Below are 13397 nucleotides of genomic sequence, written 5' to 3'. Positions count from 1 at the left end.
AGGTGATACCATGTGTTGTCTAGGTCTATATCAAAGTTTATTGACCTACGATCCGCGGGAAGGGTTTGTGAGGTTGGTCACGAAAAAAGCCCAGTTAATCAACTCCGACAAGTCATTATTCTATGGTCTAACTACTTCTATTGACCGTTAGCACACCGATTCTACTTGGGCAGGAATACTCAGAACTTTAGATTGGGATAGCGCTTGCCAGTGGTTATAGTGATAGCGCCGGATCGATTGGGGCCTCCGCCACGAAACCAACGCGCATCGTACGTCCCTGCTGGAATGAACCAGGACAACGACTTAACTTGATCAGTGGCATCCTCAGCGTATAGCCAAAACCGTTGGAGTGCTTGCCCCTTCGATAAGTGGACAAATGCTTGCTCGTCGATACCAGTCTCCGCGCCAAAAGTGACTTCAATCTTGCCGTAAGATGTGAAGTAACCCGCCATCAGGGGGGCAGTTGTATCATGTTGATTGTAAACTAGTAGTCCATCGCTGCCAGCAACGGCTTGGAATTTGTAAAACGTACCTTCCTGATCGTACTCAGCTATGTACCAACCGGCCACTATCGTTCGACGCATGTAAGCCTTTCCGGTATTTTCTCGGCTGATGATTAGATCCGGCAGGTCGTATTTAGTATCGCCCAGAGCATTGATAGTGGCTCGCTCTGGATAAGTGGGTTCGGTACTGCCAAAATACCAGAGCCGGGTGGAGAATCGGGCAGGTCGGAACAGGTCGGTTTCGTTGTTCAAATACTGGATCGTCAGTCGAGCTTTAGGACCAGTTATAGGTAGCGCTGAACTAGCTGCTTCGTTTTGCCAGTCGAGCGAATCCAAATTATCCGTTTTGTACTCCACAAAAACCGAGTCGGAAGGCTGGGTCTGTAACGCTTGCTTTTGGCAGGATGACAGGAATCCGGAAAAAGCAGCCATATTAAGCAAGCCTACGGACAGCACTAGGGCGACGAACCTATTTTTTATACACATGGTCTATACACGTACACTTACCGTGTAAACATAGACTATGTAACGAGAAATAAAAAATAAGATACTTAATTTAGGAGTTAGCAATTCTGGTGGTGCTGCTGTATTATGAGAGGGTATATGTGGGCCGGGCAATCAGATAGGCATTCGGACTAGGTACCGAAGCTTTGGAATCGTTGCAGTCGCCCAGCGCCATGTTGTCGTCGCGAGTAGAGGTGGTGTTCCCTAGTGTCGGGGCTGTTGGCACTGATTGAGGCTGACCAGAAAGAATACTCCCAGACAGGTACGTATCAACGTGCGCATGTATTCAGCAGCGGATTATTTCTAAAAAAATAATCCGCTGCTGAATACGAATTTTTAGCTACGATTTCGTCAGAAACGACTCTACCCATCAGCAAACGTATGTTGCCCCGACAGGTAGGGAAGGTTTTACTCGTTATTTCAAACTCCCCATACCGCCATCGACGCCAATCACTTGACCCGTAATCCAGCTGGCCTGGTCCGAGAGTAGGTAGGCGGCCATACTGGCGATATCATCGGGAGTTCCAAACCGGCCCAGGGGGTGCCGCTTGTTGGCAGCCTCCCGCTTCTCGTCGTTGCCCAGCAGACCTTGCGCTAGTGGCGTATCAGTCAGGGAGGGGGCCACTGCGTTGACCCTGATCTGGATGTTGGCGAACTCAGCGGCCAGCGATTTTGTCATGCCTTCTACCGCCGATTTGGCGATGGCTACCGACGAATGGAGTCCCATTCCTAGCCTGACCGCTACCGTACTAAACAGTACCACGCTGCTACCTTTGGCCTGTTTGAGAGCCAGGTAGGCTGCATGAACGGCATCCACTGCTCCTAGCACGTTAATTTCCAGATCACGTCGGTAGTCGTCGATGGTGAGTCGCTGGAAAGGTTTCAGGTTGATCGTACCCGGACAGTATACGAGTCCGTGTAATTCGCTGGGGAGTTGCGTGAGGGCGTCGGCTGCGGACGACTGTGTCACATCCCAGGTCATATGGGTCGAGGTTATGCCTTCGGGAGCCTGGCGTCCCGCTGTAAACAATGTCGCGCCCTGGGCTTGTAATTGGTTGGCAAGCGCATGACCGATACCCGAACCGGCTCCGACAATCAAGATGTTTTTTCCATTCATAAAACTGGTACATTAGCGTCATGGGTTGACTGCTTGTTGGACCAGAAAGTTTGAATCGCCCTCCGAAACCGAGTCAGATTGAGGATAATACCTTGCTCTACTTATCCTCCGAATAAACCCACGATCACGCCAAGGGCACCAACCAGCGAGAGAATCAATCCAATAAAGGCAACCGTCCCCGTACCCAGAATAAGCAGCAACAAACCACCAACTAGCAATACAGCTCCCCCGATTAGCTGACCCATGCTGTTAATCATGGTTTTATAAAGCTGATTTGGAGCGAGTTGATGGGCGATTCGTTTGTTTAGTTTACGAATGATCAGCCGGTCTACTACATTCAGTTTGTGGGACTTCTTAACCGGCGCAGCTACCTCTTGCTCCTGCGACGCGACCAACAGTTGCCTGGCACGGCTTAGGTGCCCGTCAATTGCCTTGTTCTCGACCAGATTCTGATCATTTCGGACGTAGGCTTCACCTTCGGAAATTGGCTGAACTGGGAGCGCGGCCGTCTGATCCGGTATTGCTGTGGGTACGGTCTGGGTGTTTGCCCGCGTAGGAGCCACTACTGAACCCTTTTGAAAATAAGCGACTGGGCGGCTACAGGATGAAAGCACCGCGATTCCGAACAGAGCCGCGTAAAAATGATTGGTAATTGAAGTCGTCATGTGTTGAGAACCCGAAGCAAATGCATATCCCGCCCCGGTTGCCTGCAAAGAAACGGGCATTTTGCCAGGCCGGAATTAAATCGGCGTTAACTCACCTCATGAACTTATTTAAACGTTTTTGTACGTCTATACTAGCTTTTGGAACCTCTGCGTTCCTGATGACGCGTATACTGTGTCTAGCGGTTAGTTTTACAAGAGCGCAAAGTGACCGCCAAAGACAACCAAAATTGATTGTCGTTGCGTTAAATCAACGGGCTAGTCGTTGCAGCTCTGCCAGAAGCAGCTTATCACTCGGTCGTTTGGCATCCGCTGAAATTAGCTTGCCCTGCTTGTCAAAAAGTAGGTAACGAGGAATGGATGTGAGTTGATAGCGTTTAGCCAGGGCCGATTGAAACGAATTGACCAGCAAGTAACTATCAGCCGTCGATAGACCTACGGCCTTTGCCGCATTACGCCAGGCATTGGCGTCTTCGTCCATTGAGACGTAAATAAAATCGATTTTATTACTGGCCAGATTTTCTCTTAAACGGTGAGAAGCCGGTAGCTCAGCCCGGCAGGGGGCGCACCAACTCGCCCAAAAGTCTACATAAACTACCTTGCCCCGGTAGGCCGCCAACAGTTCCGTCCAGGTTGAGGAGCGGTTGGAAACATTCGAAAGTAGAACATCAGTTGCCCCCGCATTACCGCCCATTTTTAGAAACTGCATGGATTGATCGATGTAGGTAATGTAATCAACCGTTTGGCAATCCGTCTTAAAATGGGGCAGTAGTTGTTGAGCCAACACCGGATCAAATTCGGGATTAGCTTGTCGTTCCTGCTTGCGCCGGGACAATGTTTTCATGACATGAAACAGCAAATAGTCACGCGTGCCAGCGGAAAAAAGGCGATTGGCTTGCTGATACAACTGGGCAAAATCGAGCTTTCCGTTCGACTGCTGACCCATCAGTCGTAGCAACGTACTCGCAGTTTCGCGGTATATCGGCATTGGCAGACAACGCTCATGCTGAAAATAAGTAATATAGCGGGCGATTGAATCGGGTGGAATCTGGCTGGGCTTATGGTAGAGCAACCCGCGAACATACTGGTAGAAAAAGAAGTCTTTCCAGGCGATTAATTGATCGGGGTCCAGATGGTGTTGCCGGGCATAGTGCTTAAGGAAATTCAGGCGGCTCTGGTAGCGTTGGTTCAGTGTATGGGCGCGTTGGGTAAAGGTTAGCTTTGCATAAGCAGGACCTGCCAGATACTCGGTAGTAAACTCCCAGATTTCTTCTTTTGCGGGTTTGTTCGTCAGCTTATAGGCCTGGTGCAGATTCACCGTGGCAGACAAAGAATCCGAAGTTGTTTTTAAAGCTACATGCTGACCTACGCCGGACGTGATGGTGTATGAAGTGTTGGGCGTGAGCAGGTAAGACGCCTGATTATGGGCGTTTCGCACGAACAGGGGCTGTCCATCGGTTTGCCAGCTCGCCTGTTCAACAGAATTGGATAAAATAGAAAGCTGTTGATTATCGAAGCGGTCCATCACCTCCAGATAAACGGGTCCTTTCGTTTGGTTAATCAGCACTACCGACCCCGGCGATTGCCCGCAACAAAGTTGAGCCAGCAGAAAAAGTCCTGCCACTATGCTTACCGCATTCATAGTCAATAGTGATTTATATTACCTCGCTAAATAACTGGTTGAAGCATGAAATAAAAACCGTACTTAGCCACAATAGCTATGTATTTATCGTTCGTGATTTTTTATTTTTCTGAACGTGCTCATGGATTTGGTACAACCGTATAAGAGCTACTGCTTAAACCATTCGTAACATCCGTTGCGACTTCATAATCGGTAGTAAGTTGTTCGACTCAAACTCATCTCGGAATGACGAGCGTGTAGTCAGGTAGTTTCTTTTGCGCAGGGTAGGTAAGGAGCCATTACGATATGGTTTTTATTAACTTAGCTGGTGTGTTACTCCTCTAAATGAAGGATAAAATTTGCCGTAAGGTCAAGCACCATCAATAGCCCCAGAGCTGAATCGATTTTATATGTCCGCCAATTTCGACGCTTTTCATCAAGCCATCTTACAGCTCAATCCCAGGGTTACTCAGCTCGAATGGGATTACTTCCAGCAGGGCTTGACCGAACATACCTTAGCTCCGAAAACCTTTTTCATTGAGGCTGATAAGCCGAATCAGTTGCTCGGCTTTGTCACCCGTGGACTTATTCGCGGTTATTACACTACCGAAGCTGGCGAAGAAATGACCACTATCTTTGTCAGCGAAAATAACTGGGTTACTGATTATCCATCCTTGCTGATGAACAAGCCTAGTCGCTATAATTTTCAATGTTTAGAGCCGACTACGCTGATCACTGTTTCCTACGGGCACATCCAGCAAGGCTACGAACGATTTGTTGGTTTTGAACGAAATGGTCGCCTAATCGCCGAAGCCATTCTCCAGCAGCAACAGCAACGCATCGAAAGCTTCCAGTTTGATTCCGCCGAGCAACGTTACCTAGACTTTATCGGCCAGAACCCGGACTTATTTAACCGCATCTCCCTGACGCACCTGTCTTCTTTCCTGGGCATTGAGCGGCCTTCGCTGAGTCGTATCCGTCGAAAAATTGTAGGTCTGTAACGCTTTGTAACTTAAGTTACAGGTAGAGGTCTGCGGTCCAGGATACCTTTGTCTATCACGTAAACGCAGGAACTCATGTACCACTATTTTGTCAAACAACAAGTAAAAAAATCATTCGAGCTGGTCAACCAACGCCGTTTCAGTGAACTGATCAACGATATGGTTCTGAACGTCCGTCACAGCTTTGCAGGGGACCATGCCTTAGGCGGGGTACGAAACGATCAGGCTGCGGTTAAAGCCTGGCTGGAACGCTTAGCCCGCGTTACGCCCAATCTAAACATTACCATTCATCACATCAATGTCGAGGGCTGGCCTCACAACACATTAGCCATTGTTCGCTGGACGGCAACTGCTACCCTGGAAAACGGAGATCCTTATGTAAACAAGGGGGTCCATTTCATAACCCTGAAGTGGGGAAAAGTAGTCGAGCTGGATGTGCACGAAGATACCTTGACTGTCTATAATGGACTGGAAAAACAGTACCAAGCTGGCATTCAGGAAGCCAAAGCCCCACAGATCATTAGCTAATGTAATTCGTCAATGATAAATAGAAAACGATTCGATTGATTACATCTGTCAAGATGGGCGAGATGTAGATATAGTTCAAGAAGTTATCGTCCTGTATGACCGTCGATTCTCAGCCAAAGTAAGTCAGAGCCCTCATCTCCGACATACGAAGCAGGAAAAGAGATTTAGTTTAACTTGGCCTTTAGTGTTGTTAACAAATACACGTATAGTTCGTCAGATCCACTTGTTGAAACAACGTGGATCTGATGAACTATACTGCTAAGGAGAAAGAATCTAAAACCTTACTATTAGCGGACTAGAAACGATTTCCCGTTGACGGTGATCTGAGTAGCTTCTACGACAGTCTGTTTTGAGAGTCTGACTTGTCCTTCGCCAACTGGATGCACATAGCCTTCTACGGAAATGGTGCTTTCTTTTGGTGCGATCGACACGAGTTGACCAGCTACGTGAGGAGGTACCCGTACCAGCGTCTGGTCACTCAAGCGTAGGCCGTTTACCTGTCCCTGTCGGTCAACCTGATACTCGACTACTTTCCCTTTCACGCTAATAGGTGTTGGGGTAGGAAGGACAGCCGGAGCGGCCGGGGGCGTGTCGGTCACAACCGTATTACCGTTCGTCAGGCTCACCAGTCGAAACATCGTTGTTCCTTCAGGAGTCGTGTCGGATACACCGCTCACCGTTACTTTACTACCCGTTTTGCCAGCGGCCTGGATGGCCTGTCCTAAGTGAGGAGGAAACTCGACCGCCACTGTTTGCGAACCGGTGTTCAGCGTAAACCCATTCAGAACAGATTCGTCGTTGGCAGTGAACTGTTGAACCGTTCCTGAAAGGCTTGTCAGAGCAACGATGCTTGACGTTTGAGGTGGGCGAGGACCTGCGAGTGCGATTGGTCCGGGTTTACCGGGGCCAGGGGCTACAGGAGGTTGTGCCTGCGCGGTAAACGTACCCGCTAGTCCAACTACTAAAAGCAGAAATGAGATCTGATGCTTGCGTTTCATAACTTTAAATGATTGATTACGAAGGCAAACCTACCATGCTTGTCTGGGGACGATCTGAAAAAAATATTAATTAATCTTAAGTTTAAACTTAAGGGAGCGGAGTAGCGCGATACTCTAGAACAGGGCCTTATTTAGTTGCTTATCGTTGATCATCACGTTGAGTGTCTGTTTGTAATCAAGCATTATTGGGGACAAATAAATCGTTGATGATCCAGCCGAAGCGTCGTTCGGTTGAATAAATCTCTGACGTAGTATCCCTCCTGTTTTTGCCATTCGGTAACTGACAATCCGGTACACAAACGTGATTGCTTTATAACGTGATTGCTTTATAGGGTACGAAAAAAGACCGGTCGTTCCTTTGAAACGACCGGTCTCCTAATGCGAGCGGGACTACAATCAGCAGTACAAATGATAATTGCTTATTAGAAATAATGGTAATACAGCCAGATTGTGCCCAGCGTGCAGAGTAATGGAATGGTCATTACCAACGCGCCTAGCTTAAGGAATTCCCACGCACTGACCACCTGCCCTTCCCGACGTAGGGCTACGAGCCAAAGGATCGTAGCCAGCGATCCTGTCACCGATAAATTAGGTCCTAGATCGATGCCAATCAGGATCGCACTTTTAATTGCTTCGGGAACTTGACCAGCCTGAACTACCGTACCCGCAATCAGACCAGCAGGCAGATTATTGACCAGATTACAGGCAATTGCCACACCAATGCCACTAAGCCAGGTTGTGGTCGATACCGAATGAGCGGTACTGGTCTGTAGTATTGTGGTCAATTCCTGAATAACGCCCGTCTTGGCTAGGGCCTCTACCAGTACAAAAAGGCCAGCCACTAGGGGCAGCACCGCCCAGGACACGTCTTTGATGACAACCCAGGGATTTTTTCTTGCCCGAATCAATACCAGTGCTGAGGTAAGAATGCCGGTGATGGCCGTTGGCAGACCCAGAGGTTTATCCAATGCCGATGCTCCTAATAGAATAAGCGCGGTGGCGGTAATACCGATAATAGCCAGCCGCCCCCCTGGCGATAGAGTCGGAATCGTAATATCCTGAGCGACAGACTCGCGCAAGGCTTGCTGTTGCGTAAAGTGCAGAATTACGTAGGTAGTAACAATCGCTACAACGGAGGGCAGGGCATAGTGCGCTAACCAGACCGTCAGAGGGGGCATGTGTGTGCCATAAATGACCAGATTAGCAGGGTTGGAGATGGGTAATACAAACGAAGCGGCATTAGCGATGAAGGCGCAGATAAACAGATAAGGCAATGGATTTTTAACCTTCGCAGTTTTTACGGCAGCTGCTACAGCTGGTGTAAGCACAACGGCCGTAGCGTCATTCGACAAAAAGGTAGTGACTACGACACCTACCAGGTAAATCAGGGCAAAAAGCCGGCTGGCCGATCCGTTGGCCCGCTGCGTTGCGTGGGCGGCCAGCCAGTTGAAAAGCCCCTCTTCCCGAGCGGTTTCGGCTAATAGCATCATGCCCGTCAGAAACAGGTATACATCCATTCCTTTGGCAATACCTGACAGGCTTTCGGTAGGGGTGATCAGGCCAAAGATGAGCAACAAGACGGCTCCCCCCACAGCCCAAATAAATTCCGGAGTTTTAAAAGGTCGGAAGATGACCCCGGCAATTGATAAAATAGTGATCGTCCAGATCGAAAAAGAAGTCATATGTAGTGGGTTGATCGTACTTAGGAAGTTGGCTTGCCATTTCGGTTAGGGCCTAGCTGAGTCCCGAAAATTCCGTTCTCAGGCCAGGCTCCTATTGAATCGGCATCGCTTCCGTTTTTTACGCGTTTAACTTGGTTTGTGTGTGGTGGTGCAACTTGTATAGTATGTCGCCCCGGACGGCCGCTTATGTCGATTGCTTCAACTGTCAGTTCCATCCGCTGACTAGATGGAACGCTAATCGTGGCCAACCAACTGCGTTGATCGCTCGATAAGGTCATTGGCGTCCAGTCATCTTCATTAAACCGGCAGGCCACGGATTGAATCGTATTGGCACCTAGAATACTGGCTCGTACCTCCACGGTGTTAGAGGGCGCGGGGGTTTCGTCACGGCGAAGCCGGTAATCAGCGGGATTTGTAATCATGACGAACGGAAAGGCGTCGTGAAGTGCTTTAAAACGCCAACTGACAGTCTCGTTGTCAACGGAAACCAACGAATAGCCAACAGGACCTTCCTCAATCTGGCCCGTAGACCGGGTTGCCGAGAAAACCACATGCCCATCGTTGGCCAACTCGTTATAGTGCGTATGACCCATATCGACCAAAACCACATCATGCCCGGCGATCAGACTATTCAATAAATAGGTTTCCTGTGGATCGACTAGATCAGCCGGATATGTGTGCATGAACATAATAATCCGCTCACCATTGACATGAGCTGTTGCTACCTCGCGGCTTAACCATTGCTGCTGCGTATTGCCCAACCGGAAATCAGGTCCCCCACTGCCGCTACCACTCATATCCAAAAAAAGGCAACGAACGCCCCGTATAACACTCGATATTGGCAGGAGTTCTGCTTGCAATTGTCCATAAAATGCTGCCAGACTTTTCTGCTCCATGTCATGATCACCGGGGATACAGTAGACCGGAACGCTTAGCATCTTCAGGGCCGTAGCCACCCATTTGTACTGGATCGGTAAGCCGTTATCCGCATTATCACCCGGTAAAACGACAAAATCAAGCGCCCAGCCGCATTCAGTTTCAAGCTGGGCTACGATTGATAAAAAGTCTACGTAGTTCTGCTGTTTGGGCTGGGTAATGTGTAAATCGCCTAAATGGGCGAAGAGTAATGGTCCTGTTGGATTCATAAACGCTGGCATGCGTATTGTCTCAAAAAAGTTGGGTAAGTGCCATCAATACTTTGAAACCAGATAGATGCCTACTACCAACAACGTGGCCCCGGCAATCCGACCTAGGCTAAGCGGATGCTGCTCCATACCAAACCAGCCGTATTTGTCGATTAACAAAGACATCAGTATGTTAGCGGTGATTGTCAGACCCGCCAATGTCCCAGCCCCGACCTTGTTGACAAACATTAGCCCGACCACGACGGCACCAGCCCCTACTAGGCCACCCAACGGTGCCCACCAAGGCATTTCGGAAATACCCTCTCCGGTTGGCATAGGTTTGGGTAGACACAAAAATACGCAGCTCAACAGGGCCACGACAGGCAGAAACGAGATAACACTGGCCAGCCAAGGGTTGCCAATTGATTTTAGTAGAGCCCCGTTCATGGGAGGCCCCCAGGCTTGCAGCGCACCAGCCGCAATGATAAGTGGATAAAGCCAGGCTTGGTTCATCGGTAGTATAGTTTGAGTTGATTGTTTAATGGATAAAAACGGGATGACAGCGATTTGTGCACTTGATTGAACAGGCAGTCGCTAGTGGAGTAGTGATGTATAGGCTGATTTCGGCCATAAAAAAAAGCGCCTTATGAGGCCAGTGAACGTCGTACTTATTTAGGTTTTTAGATGCAGATTGAGCCATATATCGAATTTTGTTGAGTAATAAATTAACTACTGCTAGAGCAGGAGTCTTCCAGCGCATAGACGCCAACTACGAGCCGTGGTAAAGCAATTCTGCTTCAATGAAGTTTCGCTTAGATTACTATTAATTTATCTTCAGTTATCGAAAAGAACGACTCTTCACTTCGATAAAATGACGCGAAACGTTACGGCCAGTGCTTACTTCATTCGAAAAACTATGCCACAACTACTCGACTTCATCCAATCACTTGTCTGATAGTGCGTTAGTGATCGAAACGCGAAAAAACCTTGAATTATAGTGGAGTATTTTTACTCAATGATGTAGAAGTCTAGCTACGTAAGACGCTGTTATAGAGTATATTATATTAAAATTTAATTAAAAATTACTGTAATAATACCTATCGATAAAAATGATATATTCTGTTAATTATTTCTACAGTTATCTCGATGTAAATAATTACTTGTTTAAGTACGTAAGATTCAATTACTCTGCTATACCAAACGAATGCATACGTTCGTCGGTTGATTCATCATTAGGTTTTTCTTACTCATTCTACCGGATTCGGTCAGTCTGATAGGTTAGTAAAATCGCAAGAAGAAGGAAACTGGTTTTGTCCCAAATTTTATAGGCATAAAGTAAGAAAGCGAATGGCGGGTCAAAAGCTATTACAATACGAAAAGTCTTTGCCAATCTCTATATTGGCAAAGACTTTTCGTATTGTAATAGCTGATTATAGTTGAGGACGATCCCAGAAAGCGGGCGGTTCTACACCTAGGGTGCGTAGGTATACGTAAGCCTGCCCCCGATGGTGAATTTCATTATCAATCAGATAGAGAAGAAACCAGTAGATTGGTCCTTCATACAGACCAAAAGCCTTGTCGACCTCCTGGAAACGAGAATGTGGAATCTGCGACCAGTAAGCATTAATCTTCTCTGTCACCCGATCCCATTGCGCCAGGACCTGTTCTTTTGTCGTGGCTTGGGGTTCTTCTCCCTCGCTGAATGAAGGCCAATCACCCGAAACAACGCCCTGCATACTCTGGTCGGCCATCTGTAGAACTTCATCGATCAGTGCCGAACAAGGTCGCATACCGCCCAGGGTGTACGAAAAAAAGTGTTCGTCGGGGTAGACCTCGATCAACCCGCGGGTGAGTCCTCTGTGACCCTGCCAATGAGCAAGAAGTTGCTGGGGTGAGATGAGGATTTGATCTTTCATTTGGCTAAACGGTGCTGTGGTTTCCATGGCCTGCTGTTGGTTTGCGTTATTGATTGACATCACAAAGGAAAGCCAGAGCAGTGACACCGGTATGTCAGTAGTGAATCCAATCGACTATAAATAATTAGTCCAAGCACAACAGTTGCGGCATTAGCTTATCGAAACGGAAGCTGTTGAAGATTATAAGCGTTTGGCGAAGAATTTATTGGCTGAATAAAGCATTCTCGTCTAGAGAGGTATCTTCAACTAAAGTTCGTCACCACTATTGCGAGTAGGCTCCTTATCTGGCCGTCAATATGAACGCCACTATTGAGATTTTCCATAAAATCAACAATTGTCGTAAATTATTATTTATGACGTGTTGATAAATTTTTTTGCTCTATCATTTATACAGCTGCTCGAGCGTACTCAAAACTGTACGATATCATTTACAAGTGAAAAAAGTTATTTGCCGAATACGCTATGAGGTAACTAGCCATCTTCGGTGGCTGACACGTCGATTCATGCTTGATTACCAATGTGAAATACTTTAGGCATTGTTGACGTGTTTCTGTAGCCGAGCTTTCATATAATGTATCGCGGGCAAACGATAGTTATTATTTCATCAACGATAGTTATGTACCACTCGGATTGACGGCTTATTGGGTAATGTCTGTGCACTTTAATTTGACTCATTACTAGTAGAATAAGCTACTTCCTTGATTTTAAGTCTATAAGGAGCTCCGTTGAGCCTATCTTTCTCTGATAAAATATGCTGTATGGCTATTCTCAAACATTGGTGGTGGAAGATCTTGACCGTTCTGATTTTGATGTATGTGTTTATCGCTGGATTGATGAGTCCGGTGCCTAAGCTACCCATTTTACACGAAGCCATCCGCAACACATTTTTCCATCCGCCCCTATGGATCGCTATGATGAGTATGCTATTGGGGTCGGCTATTTTTTCAATTCGCTACTTACGAAAAGGCAGGCTTGACGATGATCTGATTGCGGTAGAGCTGGCTAACACAGCCCTACTGTTTGGCGTGTTGGGCTGTATAACCGGGTCTGTGTGGGCCTACTTTGCTTGGGGTGATTTGTGGCCTAATGACCCAAAAACGAACGGGGTCGCCGTGGGAATGCTTTTGTACCTGGCTTATTTTGTGCTACGCGGATCTTTCGAAGACGACCTGCGTCGGGGACGGATTTCTGCCGTTTACAACATCTTCGCCTTCGCCGTCTTTATCCCGTTGATCCTGATTTTACCTCGCTTAACCGATTCATTGCATCCTGGGAATGGAGGTAACCCAGGCTTCAATCAGTACGATGCCGACAGTTCCATCAAACGGATTATCCGCCCGGCTTTTGTGGGGTTTACGTTGCTGGGTTTCTGGATCACACAGCTTCGAGTGCGTTTACGCCGGTTGGAATCCGAGCTAGACGAGCAGAATGAGGTAAAAAAACCAATTAGCCAGTCTACGGAATTACCGAATTAAATCATTTTTAGCCTATTTCGATGAATCAGTTAACCGAATTGTTGCGCTCAGACGGGAAGATCTGGGTTGTTGTCGCTGTGATGGGCATAGTTTTGATAGGATGGTTGTCCTATCTGCTACAGATTGGTCACCGGAAAGATAAAGTTAGACGAAGAATCAAGGGCTAATGAGTACGATTACACATACATAACTATACGATTGGGCTATCGTGTTGAAGCGCTTAAACCATTCGTTTCTTTTGACTCAACGGCGTGTTCGGTAGTGGA

General features: G+C 47.5%; 13 protein-coding genes. 4 read left to right on the top strand and 9 right to left on the bottom strand.

The window, feature by feature from the left end:
• Positions 1-179: 179 nt before the first annotated feature.
• From M0L20_RS26515 to M0L20_RS26500, 4 genes are all read right to left on the bottom strand, one after another.
• Positions 180-935: a hypothetical protein gene (locus M0L20_RS26515; RefSeq protein ID WP_248480225.1), complete on the bottom strand. Its 756-nt coding sequence runs from the start codon at positions 933-935 to the stop codon at positions 180-182.
• A gap of 487 nt (positions 936-1422) precedes the next feature.
• Complete coding sequence (locus M0L20_RS26510; RefSeq protein ID WP_232563549.1) at positions 1423-2124, bottom strand: SDR family NAD(P)-dependent oxidoreductase; 702 nt, start codon at positions 2122-2124, stop codon at positions 1423-1425.
• A gap of 101 nt (positions 2125-2225) precedes the next feature.
• Positions 2226-2849, bottom strand: coding sequence for a hypothetical protein (locus tag M0L20_RS26505; protein ID WP_248480224.1), 624 nt, complete (start codon positions 2847-2849; stop codon positions 2226-2228).
• 187 nt (positions 2850-3036) lie between these two features.
• The gene (locus M0L20_RS26500; RefSeq protein WP_248480222.1) at positions 3037-4428 is read right to left on the bottom strand and encodes a TlpA family protein disulfide reductase; all 1392 of its coding nucleotides are present in this window, start codon (positions 4426-4428) and stop codon (positions 3037-3039) included.
• A 389-nt stretch (positions 4429-4817) separates the two neighbouring features.
• Here M0L20_RS26500 and M0L20_RS26495 point away from each other — a divergent pair, with 389 nt between their 5' ends.
• Together M0L20_RS26495 and M0L20_RS26490 are read left to right on the top strand one after the other, a co-directional pair.
• Positions 4818-5408, top strand: a complete 591-nt coding sequence (locus tag M0L20_RS26495) for a Crp/Fnr family transcriptional regulator (protein WP_248480220.1) — start codon at positions 4818-4820, stop codon at positions 5406-5408.
• A 75-nt stretch (positions 5409-5483) separates the two neighbouring features.
• Positions 5484-5936 (top strand): nuclear transport factor 2 family protein, encoded by a 453-nt coding sequence (locus tag M0L20_RS26490; protein WP_248480218.1) that lies wholly within the window; start codon positions 5484-5486, stop codon positions 5934-5936.
• 287 nt (positions 5937-6223) lie between these two features.
• On the opposite strand, the gene M0L20_RS26485 is transcribed toward M0L20_RS26490, so the two are convergent.
• From M0L20_RS26485 to M0L20_RS26465, 5 genes are all read right to left on the bottom strand, one after another.
• A complete protein-coding gene (locus M0L20_RS26485; protein ID WP_248480216.1) occupies positions 6224-6934 on the bottom strand; it encodes a hypothetical protein in 711 nt (236 codons plus the stop codon).
• A gap of 422 nt (positions 6935-7356) precedes the next feature.
• Positions 7357-8616, bottom strand: a complete 1260-nt coding sequence (locus tag M0L20_RS26480; RefSeq protein ID WP_232563543.1) for an arsenic transporter — start codon at positions 8614-8616, stop codon at positions 7357-7359.
• A 20-nt stretch (positions 8617-8636) separates the two neighbouring features.
• Positions 8637-9761 carry a metallophosphoesterase family protein gene (locus M0L20_RS26475; protein WP_248480214.1) on the bottom strand — a complete coding sequence of 375 codons (1125 nt, stop codon included), beginning with the start codon at positions 9759-9761 and terminating at the stop codon, positions 8637-8639.
• A gap of 45 nt (positions 9762-9806) precedes the next feature.
• A complete protein-coding gene (locus M0L20_RS26470) occupies positions 9807-10253 on the bottom strand; it encodes a DMT family transporter (protein WP_232563541.1) in 447 nt (148 codons plus the stop codon).
• Between the two features lie 917 nt (positions 10254-11170).
• The gene (locus M0L20_RS26465; protein ID WP_248480212.1) at positions 11171-11683 is read right to left on the bottom strand and encodes a DinB family protein; all 513 of its coding nucleotides are present in this window, start codon (positions 11681-11683) and stop codon (positions 11171-11173) included.
• Positions 11684-12381: 698 nt separating this feature from the next.
• On the opposite strand from M0L20_RS26465, the gene ccsA reads away from it, so the two are divergent.
• Together ccsA and M0L20_RS30235 are read left to right on the top strand one after the other, a co-directional pair.
• Positions 12382-13131 (top strand): cytochrome c biogenesis protein CcsA, encoded by a 750-nt coding sequence (gene ccsA, locus M0L20_RS26460; RefSeq protein ID WP_494338094.1) that lies wholly within the window; start codon positions 12382-12384, stop codon positions 13129-13131.
• A gap of 20 nt (positions 13132-13151) precedes the next feature.
• Positions 13152-13298 carry a CcmD family protein gene (locus M0L20_RS30235; protein ID WP_262924034.1) on the top strand — a complete coding sequence of 49 codons (147 nt, stop codon included), beginning with the start codon at positions 13152-13154 and terminating at the stop codon, positions 13296-13298.
• The last annotated feature ends 99 nt before the right edge of the window (positions 13299-13397 follow it).

This window comes from Spirosoma liriopis (genome assembly GCF_023196085.1).
Classification (GTDB): domain Bacteria; phylum Bacteroidota; class Bacteroidia; order Cytophagales; family Spirosomataceae; genus Spirosoma; species Spirosoma oryzicola.
The sequence above is the reverse complement of the archived record's forward strand: the minus strand, read 5'-3'. Positions and strand labels throughout refer to the sequence as shown.